This window comes from Streptomyces sp. NPDC044061 (assembly GCF_056434305.1).
Map to the genome: position 1 here is coordinate 288,372 of NZ_JBWKFL010000009.1, position 14,734 is coordinate 303,105.

Annotated in this window: 13 protein-coding genes and 1 pseudogene; 6 read left to right on the top strand and 8 right to left on the bottom strand. The window is 70.5% G+C overall.

Annotated elements, in window-relative coordinates:
* Positions 1–67: 67 nt before the first annotated feature.
* Positions 68–1,585 (bottom strand): glutamate-cysteine ligase family protein, encoded by a 1,518-nt coding sequence (locus AC07CM_RS17465; protein ID WP_478877258.1) that lies wholly within the window; start codon positions 1,583–1,585, stop codon positions 68–70.
* Positions 1,586–2,156: 571 nt separating this feature from the next.
* On the opposite strand from AC07CM_RS17465, the gene AC07CM_RS17470 reads away from it, so the two are divergent.
* The gene (locus AC07CM_RS17470) at positions 2,157–2,741 is read left to right on the top strand and encodes a hypothetical protein (RefSeq protein WP_478877259.1); all 585 of its coding nucleotides are present in this window, start codon (positions 2,157–2,159) and stop codon (positions 2,739–2,741) included.
* Positions 2,742–3,067: 326 nt separating this feature from the next.
* The gene (locus AC07CM_RS17475; RefSeq protein ID WP_317447797.1) at positions 3,068–3,274 is read left to right on the top strand and encodes a DUF5999 family protein; all 207 of its coding nucleotides are present in this window, start codon (positions 3,068–3,070) and stop codon (positions 3,272–3,274) included.
* A 116-nt stretch (positions 3,275–3,390) separates the two neighbouring features.
* Here AC07CM_RS17475 and AC07CM_RS17480 read toward each other — a convergent pair whose 3' ends face one another.
* The 6 genes and pseudogenes from AC07CM_RS17480 to AC07CM_RS17505 all read right to left on the bottom strand — a co-directional run bounded on the left by AC07CM_RS17480 (position 3,391) and on the right by AC07CM_RS17505 (position 9,847).
* On the bottom strand, positions 3,391–4,440 hold the full coding sequence (locus AC07CM_RS17480; protein WP_478877260.1) for an endo-1,4-beta-xylanase: 1,050 nt from the start codon (positions 4,438–4,440) through the stop codon (positions 3,391–3,393).
* Between the two features lie 29 nt (positions 4,441–4,469).
* Positions 4,470–5,297 (bottom strand): carbohydrate ABC transporter permease, encoded by an 828-nt coding sequence (locus tag AC07CM_RS17485; protein WP_478877261.1) that lies wholly within the window; start codon positions 5,295–5,297, stop codon positions 4,470–4,472.
* Positions 5,294–6,292, bottom strand: a complete 999-nt coding sequence (locus tag AC07CM_RS17490; protein ID WP_478877262.1) for a carbohydrate ABC transporter permease — start codon at positions 6,290–6,292, stop codon at positions 5,294–5,296. The genes AC07CM_RS17485 and AC07CM_RS17490 overlap by 4 nt, the downstream gene beginning before the upstream one ends.
* A 5-nt stretch (positions 6,293–6,297) precedes the next feature.
* Positions 6,298–7,593, bottom strand: a complete 1,296-nt coding sequence (locus AC07CM_RS17495; RefSeq protein ID WP_478877263.1) for an extracellular solute-binding protein — start codon at positions 7,591–7,593, stop codon at positions 6,298–6,300.
* A gap of 146 nt (positions 7,594–7,739) precedes the next feature.
* Positions 7,740–9,168, bottom strand: a pseudogene (locus AC07CM_RS17500) (glycoside hydrolase family 43 protein).
* A gap of 106 nt (positions 9,169–9,274) precedes the next feature.
* Positions 9,275–9,847 carry a hypothetical protein gene (locus tag AC07CM_RS17505; RefSeq protein WP_478877264.1) on the bottom strand — a complete coding sequence of 191 codons (573 nt, stop codon included), beginning with the start codon at positions 9,845–9,847 and terminating at the stop codon, positions 9,275–9,277.
* A gap of 209 nt (positions 9,848–10,056) precedes the next feature.
* Between AC07CM_RS17505 and AC07CM_RS17510 the strand changes: the two genes are divergently transcribed.
* The 4 genes from AC07CM_RS17510 to AC07CM_RS17525 all read left to right on the top strand — a co-directional run bounded on the left by AC07CM_RS17510 (position 10,057) and on the right by AC07CM_RS17525 (position 14,011).
* On the top strand, positions 10,057–10,587 hold the full coding sequence (locus AC07CM_RS17510) for a universal stress protein (RefSeq protein WP_478877265.1): 531 nt from the start codon (positions 10,057–10,059) through the stop codon (positions 10,585–10,587).
* 124 nt (positions 10,588–10,711) lie between these two features.
* On the top strand, positions 10,712–11,269 hold the full coding sequence (locus AC07CM_RS17515; RefSeq protein ID WP_478877266.1) for a hypothetical protein: 558 nt from the start codon (positions 10,712–10,714) through the stop codon (positions 11,267–11,269).
* A 327-nt stretch (positions 11,270–11,596) separates the two neighbouring features.
* Positions 11,597–13,549 (top strand): APC family permease, encoded by a 1,953-nt coding sequence (locus AC07CM_RS17520; protein WP_478877267.1) that lies wholly within the window; start codon positions 11,597–11,599, stop codon positions 13,547–13,549.
* A 66-nt stretch (positions 13,550–13,615) separates the two neighbouring features.
* On the top strand, positions 13,616–14,011 hold the full coding sequence (locus AC07CM_RS17525; protein ID WP_478877268.1) for a TOBE domain-containing protein: 396 nt from the start codon (positions 13,616–13,618) through the stop codon (positions 14,009–14,011).
* Positions 14,012–14,174: 163 nt separating this feature from the next.
* On the opposite strand, the gene AC07CM_RS17530 is transcribed toward AC07CM_RS17525, so the two are convergent.
* Entirely contained in the window at positions 14,175–14,663 is a 489-nt protein-coding gene (locus tag AC07CM_RS17530; protein ID WP_478877269.1) for a molybdopterin-dependent oxidoreductase, read from the bottom strand.
* Between the last annotated feature and the right edge of the window lie 71 nt (positions 14,664–14,734).

Genomic DNA, 14,734 nt, shown 5'->3' on the forward strand with positions numbered 1-14,734 from the left:
CCGGATCACAGCAAGGAGCGTTCGCCCGGGCCGGGCTTCCCGGGCCGGGCGACAGGGGGAACGGCCCTCAGCCCAGCGGCACCGGCTCGGGCAGGCCCACCGGCCAGGTGTGCACCGGTTCTCCCACGTGCATCAGCTCGGCGTAGCGCCGTGTCGTCGCGGCCAGCGCGGCGTCGCGGCCGAGGCCCTGCTCCAGGGCCCGGTGGAAGGTGGCCGCCTGCCAGGACGCGCCGTTCACCCGGCGCCGGCAGCGCTCCTCGATGACGCCGAGGTAGAGGTCCCGGTCGGCGGTTTCCACACCCCAGGCGTCCAGACCCGCCGAGGCCAGCGGCAGCAGCTCGTCGCGGACCAGGGTGACCGCGTCGACCTCGCCCGTACCGCCGTAGCGTCCCCGCCGCGGCCAGACGAAGCGCGCGTCGATGCCGTGCCGGCACGCGGCGTCGAAGTTGGCCTCGGCCGCCTCGAAGGGCAGCCGGGTCCACACCGGGCGCGGCTCCTCGGCCAGGGCGCGCACCAGGCCGTAGTAGAAGGCCGCGTTGGCGATCACGTCGGTGATGGTCGGTCCGGCCGGCAGCACACGGTTCTCCACGCGCAGGTGCGGGACGCCGTCCGCGATGTCGTATACGGGCCGGTTCCAGCGGTACACAGTGCCGTTGTGCAGGACGAGCTCGGCCAGTTTGGGTATGCCACCGGCGTCGAGGACGTCCAGCGGCTCCTCGTCGGCGCAGATCGGCAGCAGTGCCGGGAAGTACCGCAGGTTCTCCTCGAACAGGTCGTACGCGGAGGAGACCCACCGCTCGCCGAACCAGGTGCGCGGCCGCACCCCCTGGGCCTGGAGTTCCGGCGGGCGGGTGTCGGTGGCCTGCAGGAACAGCGGCGGCCTGGACTCACGCCACAGCTCGTGGCCGAACAGAAACGGTGAGTTGGCGCCGACGGCGATCTGCGCGGCGCAGGCCACCTGCGCCGCGTTCCACACGTCGGCGAAGCGCGCCGGGGTGACCTGCAGGTGCAGCTGCACAGAGGTGCAGGCGGCCTCCGGGACGATGGACTTCGAGGTGCAGGTCAGATGCTCCACTCCCTCGATGTCGAGGAGGAAGTCCTCGCCGCGGGCGGCCACGATCTGGTCGTTGAGCAGGGTGTAGCGGTCCACCTCGGAGAGGTTGGCGGAGACAAGGTCGTCGCGGTCGAGCGTGGGCAGAATTCCGATCATCACGATGCCGGCGTCCACCTCGCCGGCCTTGCGGTCGGCGTAGGCCAGGGAGGTGCGCAGTTCCTCGGCGAGCCGGTCGAATACCCGACCTCCCAGCCGGTGTGGGGCTATGTTCACTTCCAGATTGAACATGGCGAGTTCTGTTTGGAAATCGCGGCTGGCGATACGCTCCAGCACCTGCCCGTTCAGCATTTTCGGCATGCCGTCGGGGCCGGCGAGATTCAATTCGATCTCGACACCCATGAGGTTCTTGGGGCGGTCGAACCGCTTCTCGACCAGCAGCCGCTCCAGTCCCGCCAGACACTTGTGGAGCTTTTCGCGGTAGCGCTGGCGATCGGACAGGTCGAACTGCCCTGCCACGACCTTCTCCCCCATCGAAGTGTCCCTCCTCGGATGGGCGGGCCGCAGATCCGGCCGCCGGGGTCCCGGTCCAGGTTGGGATGATGCCCAGCGGAAGCGATCGATAACGTCCCACGCGGGCCCGGCACCCGCTACCCTGTCGGAATGTTCCCCGCGGCACATTCACGGGGCATGACGCAGCTTGCATCTTCGGGTGCCCCGATCGCCTCGTGAAAAACGCCGACGACATTCGGCCGACCGCGGCGGCGACGTATTACGAGGTCAGCAGCGTCGTTCCGGCCGGGAAATCGGGATTTTTCGCGCGAATCGTCGGCTGAATAGCGCCTTGCCCGGCTGCCCGGAATCCGATAGACGAAACATCGACTGAACACGTCTCGTATAAACTTCGCGAAGAAGGCCTAAGGTTGGGCCCGCGGTCCCGGTTTCTGTCGTGTTCCTGCCGTCAAGGTGACGGGCGGCAGGCCTCAGCCGCACCCTCGTTCAACGATCCGGGCCCCCACCTCTCAGGCCACCCCCGTGAGCAGACAGCGCCGTCCGCCCCACCCTTCTCGCGCCGCCGCGCCTGTCGAACGAGAGGCGACCCACCATGCCGCTGCACGTGCCCCCTGCCCCCGCGCCCGCACTGCGCTCCGTCCTCACGGCCCTCGGTTCCCCCACCGCGGTCCGTGAGGCCCGAACCCCTTCCCTGCGCGCCGCGCAGGGCCCCGGGGAGCCCGAACTGCCGCTTCCCGTGTACGTGTTGGACCGGATAACCGCACAGGGTCTGTCCGCCACCCGGCTGGCCGGCTGGCGCTTCCTGATCCGCTGCGGCGACCGCGCGGTGGCCGCCGCGGACACCATGCTGACACCGGACGGCTGGGCCTTCTCGCACTTCTTCGAGGGCCCCTACATCGCCTCCACCGAGCGCGCCCTGCAGCAGGCCGAGGCGCTGCAGCAGCCGTACCAGCCGCGGCTGCTGTCCGTGCCGGGGCTGTACATGCTCACCCTGTGGCTGCACGGTGACATCGCCGCCGACGCCGGCGAGGGCCATCCGGCCGCCACCGACCTGCTCGTCCCGCTGGCCCCGGCACCGCCCGGCATCTCGGCCCACCGTCCGCACCGGGTCGCCGAGTTGCTCCCGGTTCTGACCCATCGGGCGACTCCCGTCAAACTGCTCGGCTCGCCTGCCTGAACGGGACTCGCGTACCCCGCTTCTCCTCCGGGAAGCGGGGTGCGTCTGTTTTTCCCGGCGCATTGCCGCTCGTACGAGCGAAAACTCGCTCCTACGAGCCGGAAAAGGATCTCTTCCGCCCGGACTAGCCCTATGGGGCCATTCCGAACCACCCAAAGGGACAGTGCAGTTGGAATGAACCGTCCGGGCGGGTGACGCGTCATGAACCTGTGAGAAGCGGTGCTGCGAAATCCCTGCGGAATGACGCCCCAAGGGCAACACTGGGTTCCGACCGACTATCACCACGGGGGACGGACATGACCACAACAGAGCGAGAGATCCCACCCATGTGCCAGCACCAGCCACCGTGTCCGCCAGCCGAGTCCGCCGACCGGGAGTCCGCCCGTCTTGTGGCGCACCACCCGGAGCAGGGGTGGAGTCTGCTGTGCAACGGCGTCCTGCTCTTCGAGGACACGGGTGAGCTGCTGCCCGACGGCCGCGTCATCGCCCCGCACCGACCGCTCGGTGCGGATCGGGTGATGACCGCCGCCTGAGCAGCACCCCGGGCGGTCCGCCGTACCGCCCGTGACCCAGAGGGGCCGGCCGCACGCCCATGGTGCGCACCGGCCCCGACGCGTGTCCGGGGGTCGCTACCGCCCGTAGTCGTGCGCTATCGCAGCGCCTCCCGCAGGGCCGCGTAGGCCGGCTTGGGGTTCAGCCGCTCGTCCCACGGCAGGGCCGCGCCCTCGCCCGGGAAGAAGGCCGGGATCCAGGAGTACTTGTCGGTGTAGTCCCAGATCGTGATGCCGACGCAGCGGCGCACGGCGAGGCAGGCCCTGGCCAGGTCCCGGTACCAGCTCGCCTGCTCGGTGAGCTTCTCGTCGGTCGCGGGCAGTTGCATCCGGATGTCGACCTCGGTGAGGGCGGTGTCGAGGCCGAGGCGGGAGAAGCGCCGGAGGTTGTCCTGCAGGGTGGTGGGATAGCCGTACTGCAGGGCCAGATGAGCCTGGAGGCCGATGCCGTCGAGCGGAACGCCCCGGGCCTTGAGGTCCTTGGCCAGCCGGTAGTAGGCGTCGCTCTTCGGACCGACCGCCTCGATGTTGTAGTCGTTGAGGTAGAGCCTGGCGTGCGGGTCGGCCTGGTGGGCCCAGCGCAGCGCGTCGGCGATGTAGCCGGGGCCGAGGGTCTTGTACCAGAGGGTCTCGCGATAGGTGCCGTCCTCGTTGAACGCCTCGTTGACGACGTCCCAGGAGTACACCTTGCCCCGGTAGTGCCGCACCTCGGTGGTGATGTGCTTCTTCAGCACGGCCCGCAGTTCGGTGGCCGTCCACTGCCTCGAGGTGAGCCAGTCGGGCAACTGACTGTGCCAGACGAGGGTGTGCGCGCGCACCTTCTGGTGACGGGCACGGGCGAGCCGCACGATCTGGTCGCCGTTGGTCCAGTCGAAGACGCCCTGCTGCGGCTCGGTGGCGTACCACTTCATGCCGTTGCCCGGCGTGATCATGTCGAACTCGCTGCCGAGGATCTTCGTGTAGGCGCTGTCGGTGAGTTCGGGGTTGTCGGTGGCGCTGCCGAAGTACCGGCCGTGCCGCTGTGCGAGGTCGGCGAGGGTCGGCTGCCGCTCGTGGGCCTGGCCGGCGGGGCCGGTGGCGAGGCCCGCGGCCACCAGGACGGCCGCGAGGGCGCCGGTGAGTCCGAGACGCCTGCTGTTCCCGGGCATCGTGGAACTCCTCTCTCTCGAAGGTGGGTTCAGCCCTTGGTGGCGCCGGCGGTGAGGCCGCCGACGAGCTGGCGCTCGGCGACCGCGTAGAAGGCGAGGGCGGGGACCATGGCGAGCACGAGGTAGGCGAAGACCCGTGCGTACTCGGCCGAGTACTGGCCCTGGAACTGCTGGACCCCGATGGGCAGGGTCCACCAGGTGCTGTCGGTGAACACCAGCAGCGGCAGGAAGAAGTTGTTCCAGCTGGTGACCACGGCGAGCACCGAGACCGTGCCGAGCGCGGGCCGGGCCATGGGCAGCAGCACCCGCCAGAAGAACCCGAAGGCCCCGCAGCCGTCGAGCGTGGCCGCCTCCTCCAGTTCACCGGGGATCTGCCGGAAGAAGCCGCGCAGGATGATGATCGTCATCGGCAGTCCGAAGGCGGCCTGCGGGAGGATCACGCCGAGCGGGTTGTCCAGCAGGTCCAGGGAACGCAGCAGGAGGAACAGCGGCAGGGCCGCCACCGCGAACGGGAACATCAGCCCCATCGTGAAGAAGGTGAACAGCACCTCCCGCCCGCGGAAGGCGAACCGGGCGAAGGAGAAGGCCGCGAGGGCGGACACGGCGACCACGAGCACGGTCGTCGCCACCGCGATCAGCGTGCTGTTGCCGAGCAGCCGCCAGAAGTCGCCCGAGCCGAGGATGCCGGTGTAGTTGCCGGTCAGCCACCGGTCCGGCAGTCCGAACGGGTTGCGGGACAGCTCGTCCGTGGACTTGAAGCCCGAAAGGACGGCGTACAGCAGCGGGACGACCATCACCGCGCCGACCACGACGAGGATCACGTGCAGGGGCATGGTCCGCACGGACTTCCGGGTCATGTGCCCGCTCCCCTCATCGTCGTCGTGGCGCCTTCGAGGTCACGGCGGAGCACGAACCGCTGGTAGGTGAGGGCGAAGACCAGGCAGATGGCGAACATGACCACGCTCACCGCACTGGCGTAGCCGACCTGGTAGCGCTTGAAGCCGTACTGGAACATGGTCACGGCCATCGTCTCGGAGTGGTGGTCGGGGCCGCCCTGGGTGACCACCCACACCAGATCGAACAGTTGGATCGACCCGATGACGGACAGGAAGACGCTGATGCGCAGGGTGGGCGCGAGGAGCGGCAGGGTGACGTTGCGGAAGCGCTGCCAGGGCCCGGCGCCGTCGATCAGCGCCGCCTCGGTCAACTCCGCCGGGACCGATTGGAGTCCGGCGAGGTAGAGCATCATGTGGAAGCCGAAGTACTTCCACGTCATGACCAGGAAGAGGGTCGCCATGACGTAGGACGGGTCCGCGAACCACTCGCCGCCCAGACGGTCGAGGCCGACGGCCCCCAGGACATGGTCGGCGAGTCCGTCGTCCGGGGCGAAGACCATGCCGAACAGCACGCCGGTGATGGCCTCGGACAGGACGTACGGCGCGAAGAACAGCATCCGGTACACCGCCCGGCCGCGCAGCCGCTGGTTGAGCAGGACCGCCATGGCGAGCGCGAACGGCAGTTGGAGGGCGAGCGAGAGCACCACCAGAACCAGGCAGCGCCACAGGTCGCCCAGGAAGACCGGGTCCTGGAAGAGCCGGGTGAAGTTGTCCGCGCCCGTGTAGTCGGAGGGCATGCCGAAGCCGCCCCAGCGGAAGAACGCGGCGTACAGCGCGAACAGCATCGGCAGCAGGACCAGCCCGATGAACAGCACCAGCGCAGGCAGCTGGAAGCCGACCGCGGTGAGCCAGTTCAGCGCGCGCCGCCGCGCCCGCCCGCGGGCCGCACGCACGGCCGGGGGCGGGTGGTCGACGGCGGGGCCGCTCCGCTCGTCGGCGAGGAAGGCGGAGGTCATCGCGGCTACTGCTCTTCCTTGGCGGTCTTCGTGATGGACTGCGCGACCTGTTCGGGCGACTTGGAGCCGGCGATGAGCGCGCCCACGCTGTCGTTGACCTCCTGGCCGACGGCGGGCGCATAGGCCTGGTCGAGGTAGAGCTGGAAGCCGGTGGCAGCCTTCAACTGAACCTGCACCGCCTTGAGGTTGGGGTCGGTGAGGACGCTCTCGGCGGCCGGGACGACCGGCAACACCCCGGTCTTCTTGACCAGTTCGCGGTCGGTGGTCTCGGCGGCGAAGAACTTCAGGAAGTCGACGGCCGCCTGCGGGGCGCCCTTGCGCAGGGCATGTCCGCCGCCTCCGCCGAACACCTCGGTGATCTTCCCCTGGCCGCCCTCGACCTCGGGGAACGGGAAGAAGCCGAGGTCCGCGCCGAGGCCCTTGCCCGCGTCGGCCTCCACGACCGGCGCCCACTGGCCCATCAGCTCCATCGCCGCCTTGCCGTTGCCGACGGTGGCCGCCTGGCCGGTCGGAGAGGAGTACGCGGCGCCGAGGAAACCCTTCTGGAACGGCTGGAGATCGACCAGCTCCTTCAGGTGCCGTCCGGCCTCCACGAACCCGGCGCCGGTGAAGTCCTTGCTCTCACCGGCCTTCTGGAGCGCGTCGACGCCGGCGGTGCGCATCGACAGATAGGCCCAGTAGTACATCCCGGGCCACTTCTCCTTGCCCGCGAGGGCGAGCGGGGTGACACCGGCGGACTTCAGCTTCTTCACGGCGTCCAGGAAGCCGCTCCAGGTGGTCGGGGACGTGGTGATCCCGGCCTTCCTGAAGAGCTTCTTGTTGTACCAGAACCCGATCATGCCGATGTCGAACGGGATGCCGTACACCTTGCTGTCCAGCAGATACGGCTGCTTCGCGACCGGCAGCAGCCCGTCGGCCCAGACCTTGGTGCTGTCGGTGAGGTCCTCGACCAGCCCCGCGTCGACCTGCTGCTTCAGCACGCCGCCGCCCCAGGTGTGGAAGATGTCCGGCAGCTTCCCGGAGGCGGTCAGCGCGGTCATCTTCGACTTGTAGGCGTCGTTCTCCAACTGGACGATCTTCACCTTGACCTTGGGGTTCTGCGCCTCGAACTTCTTGGCGAGACCGGCCCAGACGGTCTTGGTCGGCTCCGTGGTCGAGATGTTCCACCACTCGATCGTGGTCGTCCCCGAGGACGACCCTCCGTCCGAGTCGCCGCCGCAGCCGCTGAGTGCGGTCACCCCGAGACCGGCGGCGACAGAGGCCGCCAGAAAGCCGCGGCGGGACAGTGCAGGGTCGCCCATCATGTGCTCCTTCGAAACTTTCGGAGTTACTTCGGAGAGGGTCTCGACGAGAGAAAGCGGGGCCCACCGCTGACTGCCGGATCGTTGATCGCACCTCGATGGGCCGAAACATTCGATTGAATCCCCGAACGTTCCGAACCGCGACTTTAGGAAGACGCGTTGAGAGCGTCAAGGTGTCGCGCAGCAGCTCGCGGCTCGTAGTCGAACCAGTCGAAGGCCGCACGCCCCTCGGTGACGTACATGCCGAGGACTCGACCGGTGAACCCGCCGGCCACCTGGGTCGAGAGGTAGCGGCCGTCCAGTGCGGCCAGCCGAACAGATCCTTCGGAAGTTTCGATCGAGAAGGCGACGGTGTCGGGTCCCTCCAGGGGCTTCGGCCTGCGGGTCGCGCGGATGTCGACGGCGAGGGTGACCGGCCCCGCGGGCACGGGGTGTTCGGCGAGGCGCCGCCGCACCGGGCCGATCCTCGCCACCACCGCGGCCGCTCCCCCGGTCACCTCGAGGTCGTAGTGGTGGGCCTCGTCCAGCCGGACGGACAGCCCGGCCCGCGCGGTCCCGGGGTCGAGCAGCACGACGGCCCGGCAGTCGGGGTGCTGCCGGCGGCGGCCCACGAAGGTGTGCCCCGGCCGGTCGAGGCTGTCGCCGCTCGTCCATGGACCAGCAGCCGTCGGGCCGACGGCGGGGTGAGACCCAGTGCGGCGCGAGGGCCGGGCCGGTGAAGTCGTCGCGGACCGGCTCGGGCCGAGGGTGCGCCCAGGCGGCCGGTGCCGGATGCCGCTCCAGGACCGGCCCCACCCGGGGCCAGCGGTCCACCCACTCCACCGGCACCAGGAAGGTCTCCCGGCCCAGGACGTGGAACTCCGGGAAGAAGCCGCCCGGCCGGGTGCCCAGCAGCACCATCCACCAGCTGCCGTCGGCCGCCTGGACCAGGTCGGCGTGGCCGGTGCACTGGACGGGCAGTCCGGTGCACCGGTGGGACAGCAGCGGGTTGCCGGGGGCCGGTTCCCAGGGGCCGCGCGGGGAGCGGGCGCGGACGGAGGACACACCGTGGCCGAGCGCGGTGCCGCCCTCGGCGAGCAGCAGGTACCACCAGTCGCCGATCCGGTACAGGTGCGGCGCCTCGGGGTCCCGCAGCCCGGTGCCGGACCACATGGGCAGCGGCCCTTCGAGCACCTTGCCGGTCCGCGGGTCGATGCGGGCCACCGTGACCCCGGCCATGGCGCACCAGCACTGACCGTCCTCGTCCCAGGCGAGATCGGGGTCGATGCCGGGCAGGTCGATCCACACCGGGTCCGACCACGGGCCCTCGGGGCGCTCGGCGGTGACGAGGAAGGTCCCTCCGGCACCGACGACGCATGTGACGACGTGGAAGAGCCCTCCGTGGTGCCGGATCGTCGGAGCGTAGACGCCACCCGAAGCCGGCACGTCGTCGGGCAGCGTCAACTGGCCCGGCCGGTCGAGGACGTTGCCGATCTGGCGCCAGTGCACCAGGTCGCGGCTGCGGAACAGCGGAAGGCCGGGGAAGTACTCGAAGCTGGAGCACACCAGGTAGTGGTCGTCCCCCACGCGGCACACGCTCGGGTCCGGGTGGAAGCCGGGGAGGACGGGGTTGTCCTACGTCCGCATGTACGCCTCACAGGTAGTCGAAAGTTTCGAACCTGGCGGCGAATATTACTGAGCCCTACGAGGGGACTCGGCCGGAACGGAAGAACTGCGGAGCCCGGGCGGGCCGGCCGGTGAGGGAGGGAGGGAGGGAGGGAGGACAGGCCCGCCCGGAGTCGGCGGTGCGGCGAGGCCTGCGCAAAAGGCCGACCTCCCGGCTGCTCAGGTCGGCCGGAGACTCGCGCCGAACCAGCGGGCGGGCGTGCGCCGCGTGTACGGCGACCACGGGCGGACGGCCGACCATGTTGTGGGCGCAGACCATGGAGAGCCGGTCGGCGCCGGCCGCGAAGACGGCGAGCAGGTCCCCGGGCCGGGCCTCGGCGGGGAGTTCCGGCTCCGCGAGGTCGTCACCGGCGGCGCATTCCCGGCCCACGACGGTCGCCCGGGCCACGGGCGCGGCAACCGGCCGGCCGATCAGGCGGGGCTGCTTCGAACTGGTCTGCGGTGACGACCCCGAGCCTGCCGAACCCACCCCGGACGGGCCCCGGTTCGCACGCCGACGGCGCCGCTCGGCGTCACCGACGTCACCGTCGACCCCACGTTCTCGGCCCAGGCCGCCGCACCCGCCCAGGTCCGTCCCCCGACGCCTCATGACGCGATGTTGACGGGGAGCGCCGCGACGCTGACGGGATGCTGACAGGACCGGATGCCGGAGCGGACCGCGGCCGTCAGGAACCTGTCGGAGATTCGTCCCGCCGGCTGGTCGAATCGTCCGCGCGGGAGTGGGATGGGAGGGAAGCCCTGTGCGCGGGCCCGTCCGACAGGGGGCACCCGCGGGCACCCGTGAGGAACGGTGGAGACATGTCCGGTTACGACGCCTCGGCGGCCGGCCGTGTGGTGGTCGGCGTGAGCGGCTCCCTGGGCAGCGTCACGGCCCTGCGCAGGGCCACCGCGCTGGCCCGCCGGCTGGGAGCCGAGCTATGGCCGGTGCTGGCCTGGGAGCCGCCCGGCGGTGACCCCGCCGCACACCGCACCCCCGCCGTCGGCCTGCTGGTCGAGGAGTGGCAGCGGCTGGCCAAGCAGCGGCTGGCCTCGGTGCTCGACGAGATCTTCGGTGAGGAGGGCCCGGGGGTTCCGATGCACGCCGTCATCGTCCGCGGCACCCCGGGCAGGGCACTCGTGGCGACCGCGGACCGCGAGGACGACCTGCTGGTGGTGGGTGCCGGGCGGCGCGGTCTGCAGCGTGCCTTCTCGGGCCGGGTCTCCCGGCACTGCCTCAGCCATGCCGGCTGCCCGGTCCTCGCCGTACCGCCGTCGCCGCTGGAGTCCGACCTGGTGGCCGTCCACCGGCGCAACACCTGGCACCTGCGCATGGACACCCGGGGCCTGTGAGGAGCGGCCGGCGGAAGACCGCGCGCTGCGACCGCGTCAAGACGGGCGGCGCCGGCGTCAGGGTCCCGTCAACGAACGGTCCCGCTGTGTTCCAGCAGGCAAGCGGCTCCCTACCGTCGGACTCATGGAGCACCGCGACGACACCCGCCCCGAGGTGACGGCCCCTCGCCCGCCCGGCACCGGTTCCGCCGCGCACGACCGCCAGTGGGCCTCGGACCTGGGCAGCTCGGCCCGGTGCGCGGCGGTACTCCTGGGCATGCTGCTGCTCGTCGACCGGATGGCCGGCAGCCTCACCGGGTGGCGGGCGGTCCTGTGGCTCGCCGTCGCCCTGCTGCTGTTCCTCGTGCTCCTTCCCGCCCGCGTCTCGGCCGGCGCGGGCTGGCTGGCCTCCCGCCGCCTGCTGCGCACCCGTCGTGTCCGCACCGATCTGCTGGTCGCTGTGCGTCCGCTGGGCGGGATCGCACAGCGGCTGGTCCTGCGCGACGCGTTCGGCGCCCGGGTCGAGATCGATCCCGAGGTGCTGCTGCGCAACCCCGACCTCTGGTACCACCTGGCCGAGGCCGCCCGCACCTCGGAGACGAACGGCACGCTCCTCGCCGGCGTCACGGAACTGCACCGCCTCGCGGAGCGCATCGACCGCGAGACCGCCCTGACGGTTTTCAGGACGTCGGGCCTGGACTAGCGGGTCCCGTCCCGCCTCCCGGCCAGGAGCTCGCTGCGGCTGCGGTCCGGCTGTCGCCGGGGCAGCATGGAGATGTCGTACGAGATGACGCTCGGTGTCCGGTAACCAGCGTGCGGCCGCCCTTTTCCCTGACAGTCCGAGGCGCCCCCACCGAGCTCCGGGCCTCCGCTTCTTGCTGTGTCACCGCCTCCAGTCAGGCCTTTCTTAACGCAAGATTGACGCCCCCCAGCCCAGGATCCATGGGCCCTGGCGTCACTCTCTGCTTACGCTGGTGCCGCCGTCCGTGTGATGGCCGGAAACAGCTGAGCCGCACACAGGAGCACGCCGATGGTCACGACCGAGCACCCTCCCAGTCGCCTGCGCGCCTGGATGCTGGAGGGGCTGTCCGACATGGGCAAGCACGGCGGCCACACCGGGCCCCATGCCGAGCCGGAACCCCCGCACAAGGGCCAGCGCTGGTGGCGCGTGATGTGCCTGACCGGCGTCGACTACTTCTCCACCCTCGGCTACCAGCCGGGCATCGCGGCCCTGGCGGCCGGACTGCTGTCGCCCATCGCGACGATCGTGCTGGTCATAGTCACCCTGGCCGGCGCCCTGCCGGTCTACCGCCGGGTGGCGGAGGAGAGCCCGCACGGTGAGGGCTCCATCGCCATGCTGGAGCGGCTGCTCTCCTTCTGGCAGGGCAAGTTGTTCGTACTGACCCTGCTGGGCTTCGCGGCCACCGACTTCCTGATCACCATCACCCTCTCTGCCGCCGACGCCTCCACCCACCTGGTGGAGAACCCGCACCTGACCAGCGTGCTGCACGGCTACCAGATGCTGATCACCCTGTTCCTTGTGGCGCTGCTCGGCGCGGTGTTCCTCAAGGGCTTCCTGGAGGCCATCGGCGTCGCCGTCGCCCTGGTCGGCATCTACCTCGCGCTCAACCTCGTCGTCGTGATCGTCGGCCTATATCACGTCGCCACCGCCGGGCATGTGGTCACCGACTGGGCCAATGCCCTGACCGCGGAGCACGGCAACGTCTTCGTCATGATCGGCGTGGCCCTGCTCGTCTTCCCGAAGCTCGCCCTCGGCCTGTCCGGCTTCGAGACCGGCGTCGCCGTCATGCCGCACGTCCAGGGCGACGCCACCGACACCGAGGAGCGGCCGACCGGCCGGATCAGGGACGCCAAGAAGCTGCTGACCACCGCCGCCCTGATCATGAGTGCCTTCCTGATCACCACCAGCTTCATCACCACGCTGCTGATACCGGAGAACGAGTTCAAGCCCGGCGGCCAGGCCAACGGACGTGCGCTCGCCTACCTCGCGCACGAGTACCTGGGCGGAGCGTTCGGCTCCGTCTACGACGTCTCGACGATCACCATCCTGTGGTTCGCCGGCGCCTCCGCGATGGCCGGCCTGCTCAACCTGATGCCGCGCTACCTTCCCCGGTACGGCATGGCCCCGCACTGGGCGCGCGCCGTCCGCCCGATGGTCATCGTCTTCACGCTGATCGCCTTCCTGGTGACCTGGCTCTTCGACGCCAACGTCGACAAGCAGGCCGGCGCCTACGCCACCGGCGTACTGGTGCTGATCAGCTCCGCGGCCATCGCCGTGACCATCGCCTCGCGCAAGGCGGGACAGCGGGGCTGGACCGTCACGTTCGCGGTCATCTCGGTGGTGTTCCTGTACACGACCGTCGCCAACGTCATCGAGCGCCCGGACGGCGTGAAGATCGGCGCCTGCTTCATCGCGGGCATCATCCTGGTCTCGCTGCTGTCCCGGCTGGCCCGCGCCTTCGAACTGCGCGTGACCGACGTGACCATGGACCCGATGGCGGAACGGTTCGTCCGGGACATGGCCAGCCGCAAGATGCGGTTCATCGCCAACGAACCCGACCAGCGCGACAAGGCCGAGTACCGCGACAAGATCGAGCAGATCCGGGCCGACAACGAGATGCCCGAGCAGGAGGACTTCGTCTTCGTCGAGGTCACGGTCACCGACCCCTCCGAGTTCGAGGCGTGCCTGACCGTACGCGGCGAGGTCCTGCACAACCGCTACCGCGTGCTGACCGTGGAGTCCGCCTCCATCCCCAACGCCCTGGCCGCGCTCCTCCTGCACGCCCGGGACATGACGGGCTGCACCCCGCACATCTACTTCGAGTGGACCGAGGGCAGCCCGTTCGCCAACTTCCTGCGCTTCTTCCTCTTCGGCCAGGGCGAGGTCGCCCCGGTCACCCGCGAGGTGCTGCGCGAGGCGGAGCCGGACCGCAAGCGGCGCCCGCGCGTGCACACGGGCTGAGACACTCACCCACTGCAGTGGGCCCCACCTCGGAGGTTCCCGGCCGGTGGCCCTATCGTGACCGGCATGCAGTCCTACACGATCGGCCAGGCCGCGCGGCTGCTCGGCGTGAGCCCGGACACCGCCCGTCGCTGGGCCGACGCCGGCCGGGTGGCCACCCATCGCGACGAGGCCGGGCGGAGGCTCATCGACGGCAAGGACCTCGCCGCGTTCTCGGTCGAACTGGCCAGGGGGGGAGGCGGCGACGAGGACGCCTCCTACACCTCGGTCCGCAACGCCTTCCCGGGCATCGTCACCGCCATCAAGCTCGGCGACGTCGCCGCCCAGGTCGAGATCCAGGCGGGCCCGCACCGGCTGGTCTCGCTGCTCACCCGGGAGGCCGTGGAGGAACTGGGCCTGGAGGTCGGAATGGAGGCCACCGCCCGCGTGAAGTCCACGAACGTGCACATCGACCGGGTCTGAACGGGGCCTCCCCTCGCAACGGCCGTCCGGGCACCGGCAGGACCGCGAAGGCCCGCCGGTCCGGCAGCCAACCCACAGCGCGCCCCGGCTCCGACATGCCCGGCCACCTCCGGCGGGCTCCCTTCCGAAGGCCGCCCTGCCGCACCGGACGCCGCAGGCACGTTCACGGAGCTGCCGCTGACGCGCGCCCGGGTGTGGCTGGAGCCGGACCGCCGAAGCCGTAGCCTCCGTCGATCCGTATCGCCGTGATGCCGCTGATGTGCCGGGCCCCGCAGCGGTCCTGCGGAAGCACCAGTTGGGGGCCGGCCGAGTCCAGCGGGGTCTCGTCGATCGTTACGGCGAGCAGGACGGGGGCGTCTGCGAAGTCGGGGTCGATCTCCGCCCAGGACAGCAGGGTGTGATGGCCGTCGGTACCGGTGACGGCGATGAGGAAGCGCAGCCGGTCCTTGCGCCGCGCCGGGTCGAATCCGGGTCCCGCGTCGGCGAGCACGTCGTACAGGCGCGGACCGGTGAACCGGTGGTGCTGGATGCCGCTGGTGGCGCACTCGAAGCTGACCGCCACCCCGTGCTGCGGCCAGCCGAGCAGGTCCGGCACGGTCAGCCGGGCGGGTCGTACCAGATCGCCGGTCAGGGCGAGTTCGGCGAGCGTCACCTGCGACCACCTCCCGCAGGACCGTACCCGCCGACCGGCACCGTACAAACGCACATGCCAGCTCCAAGTCA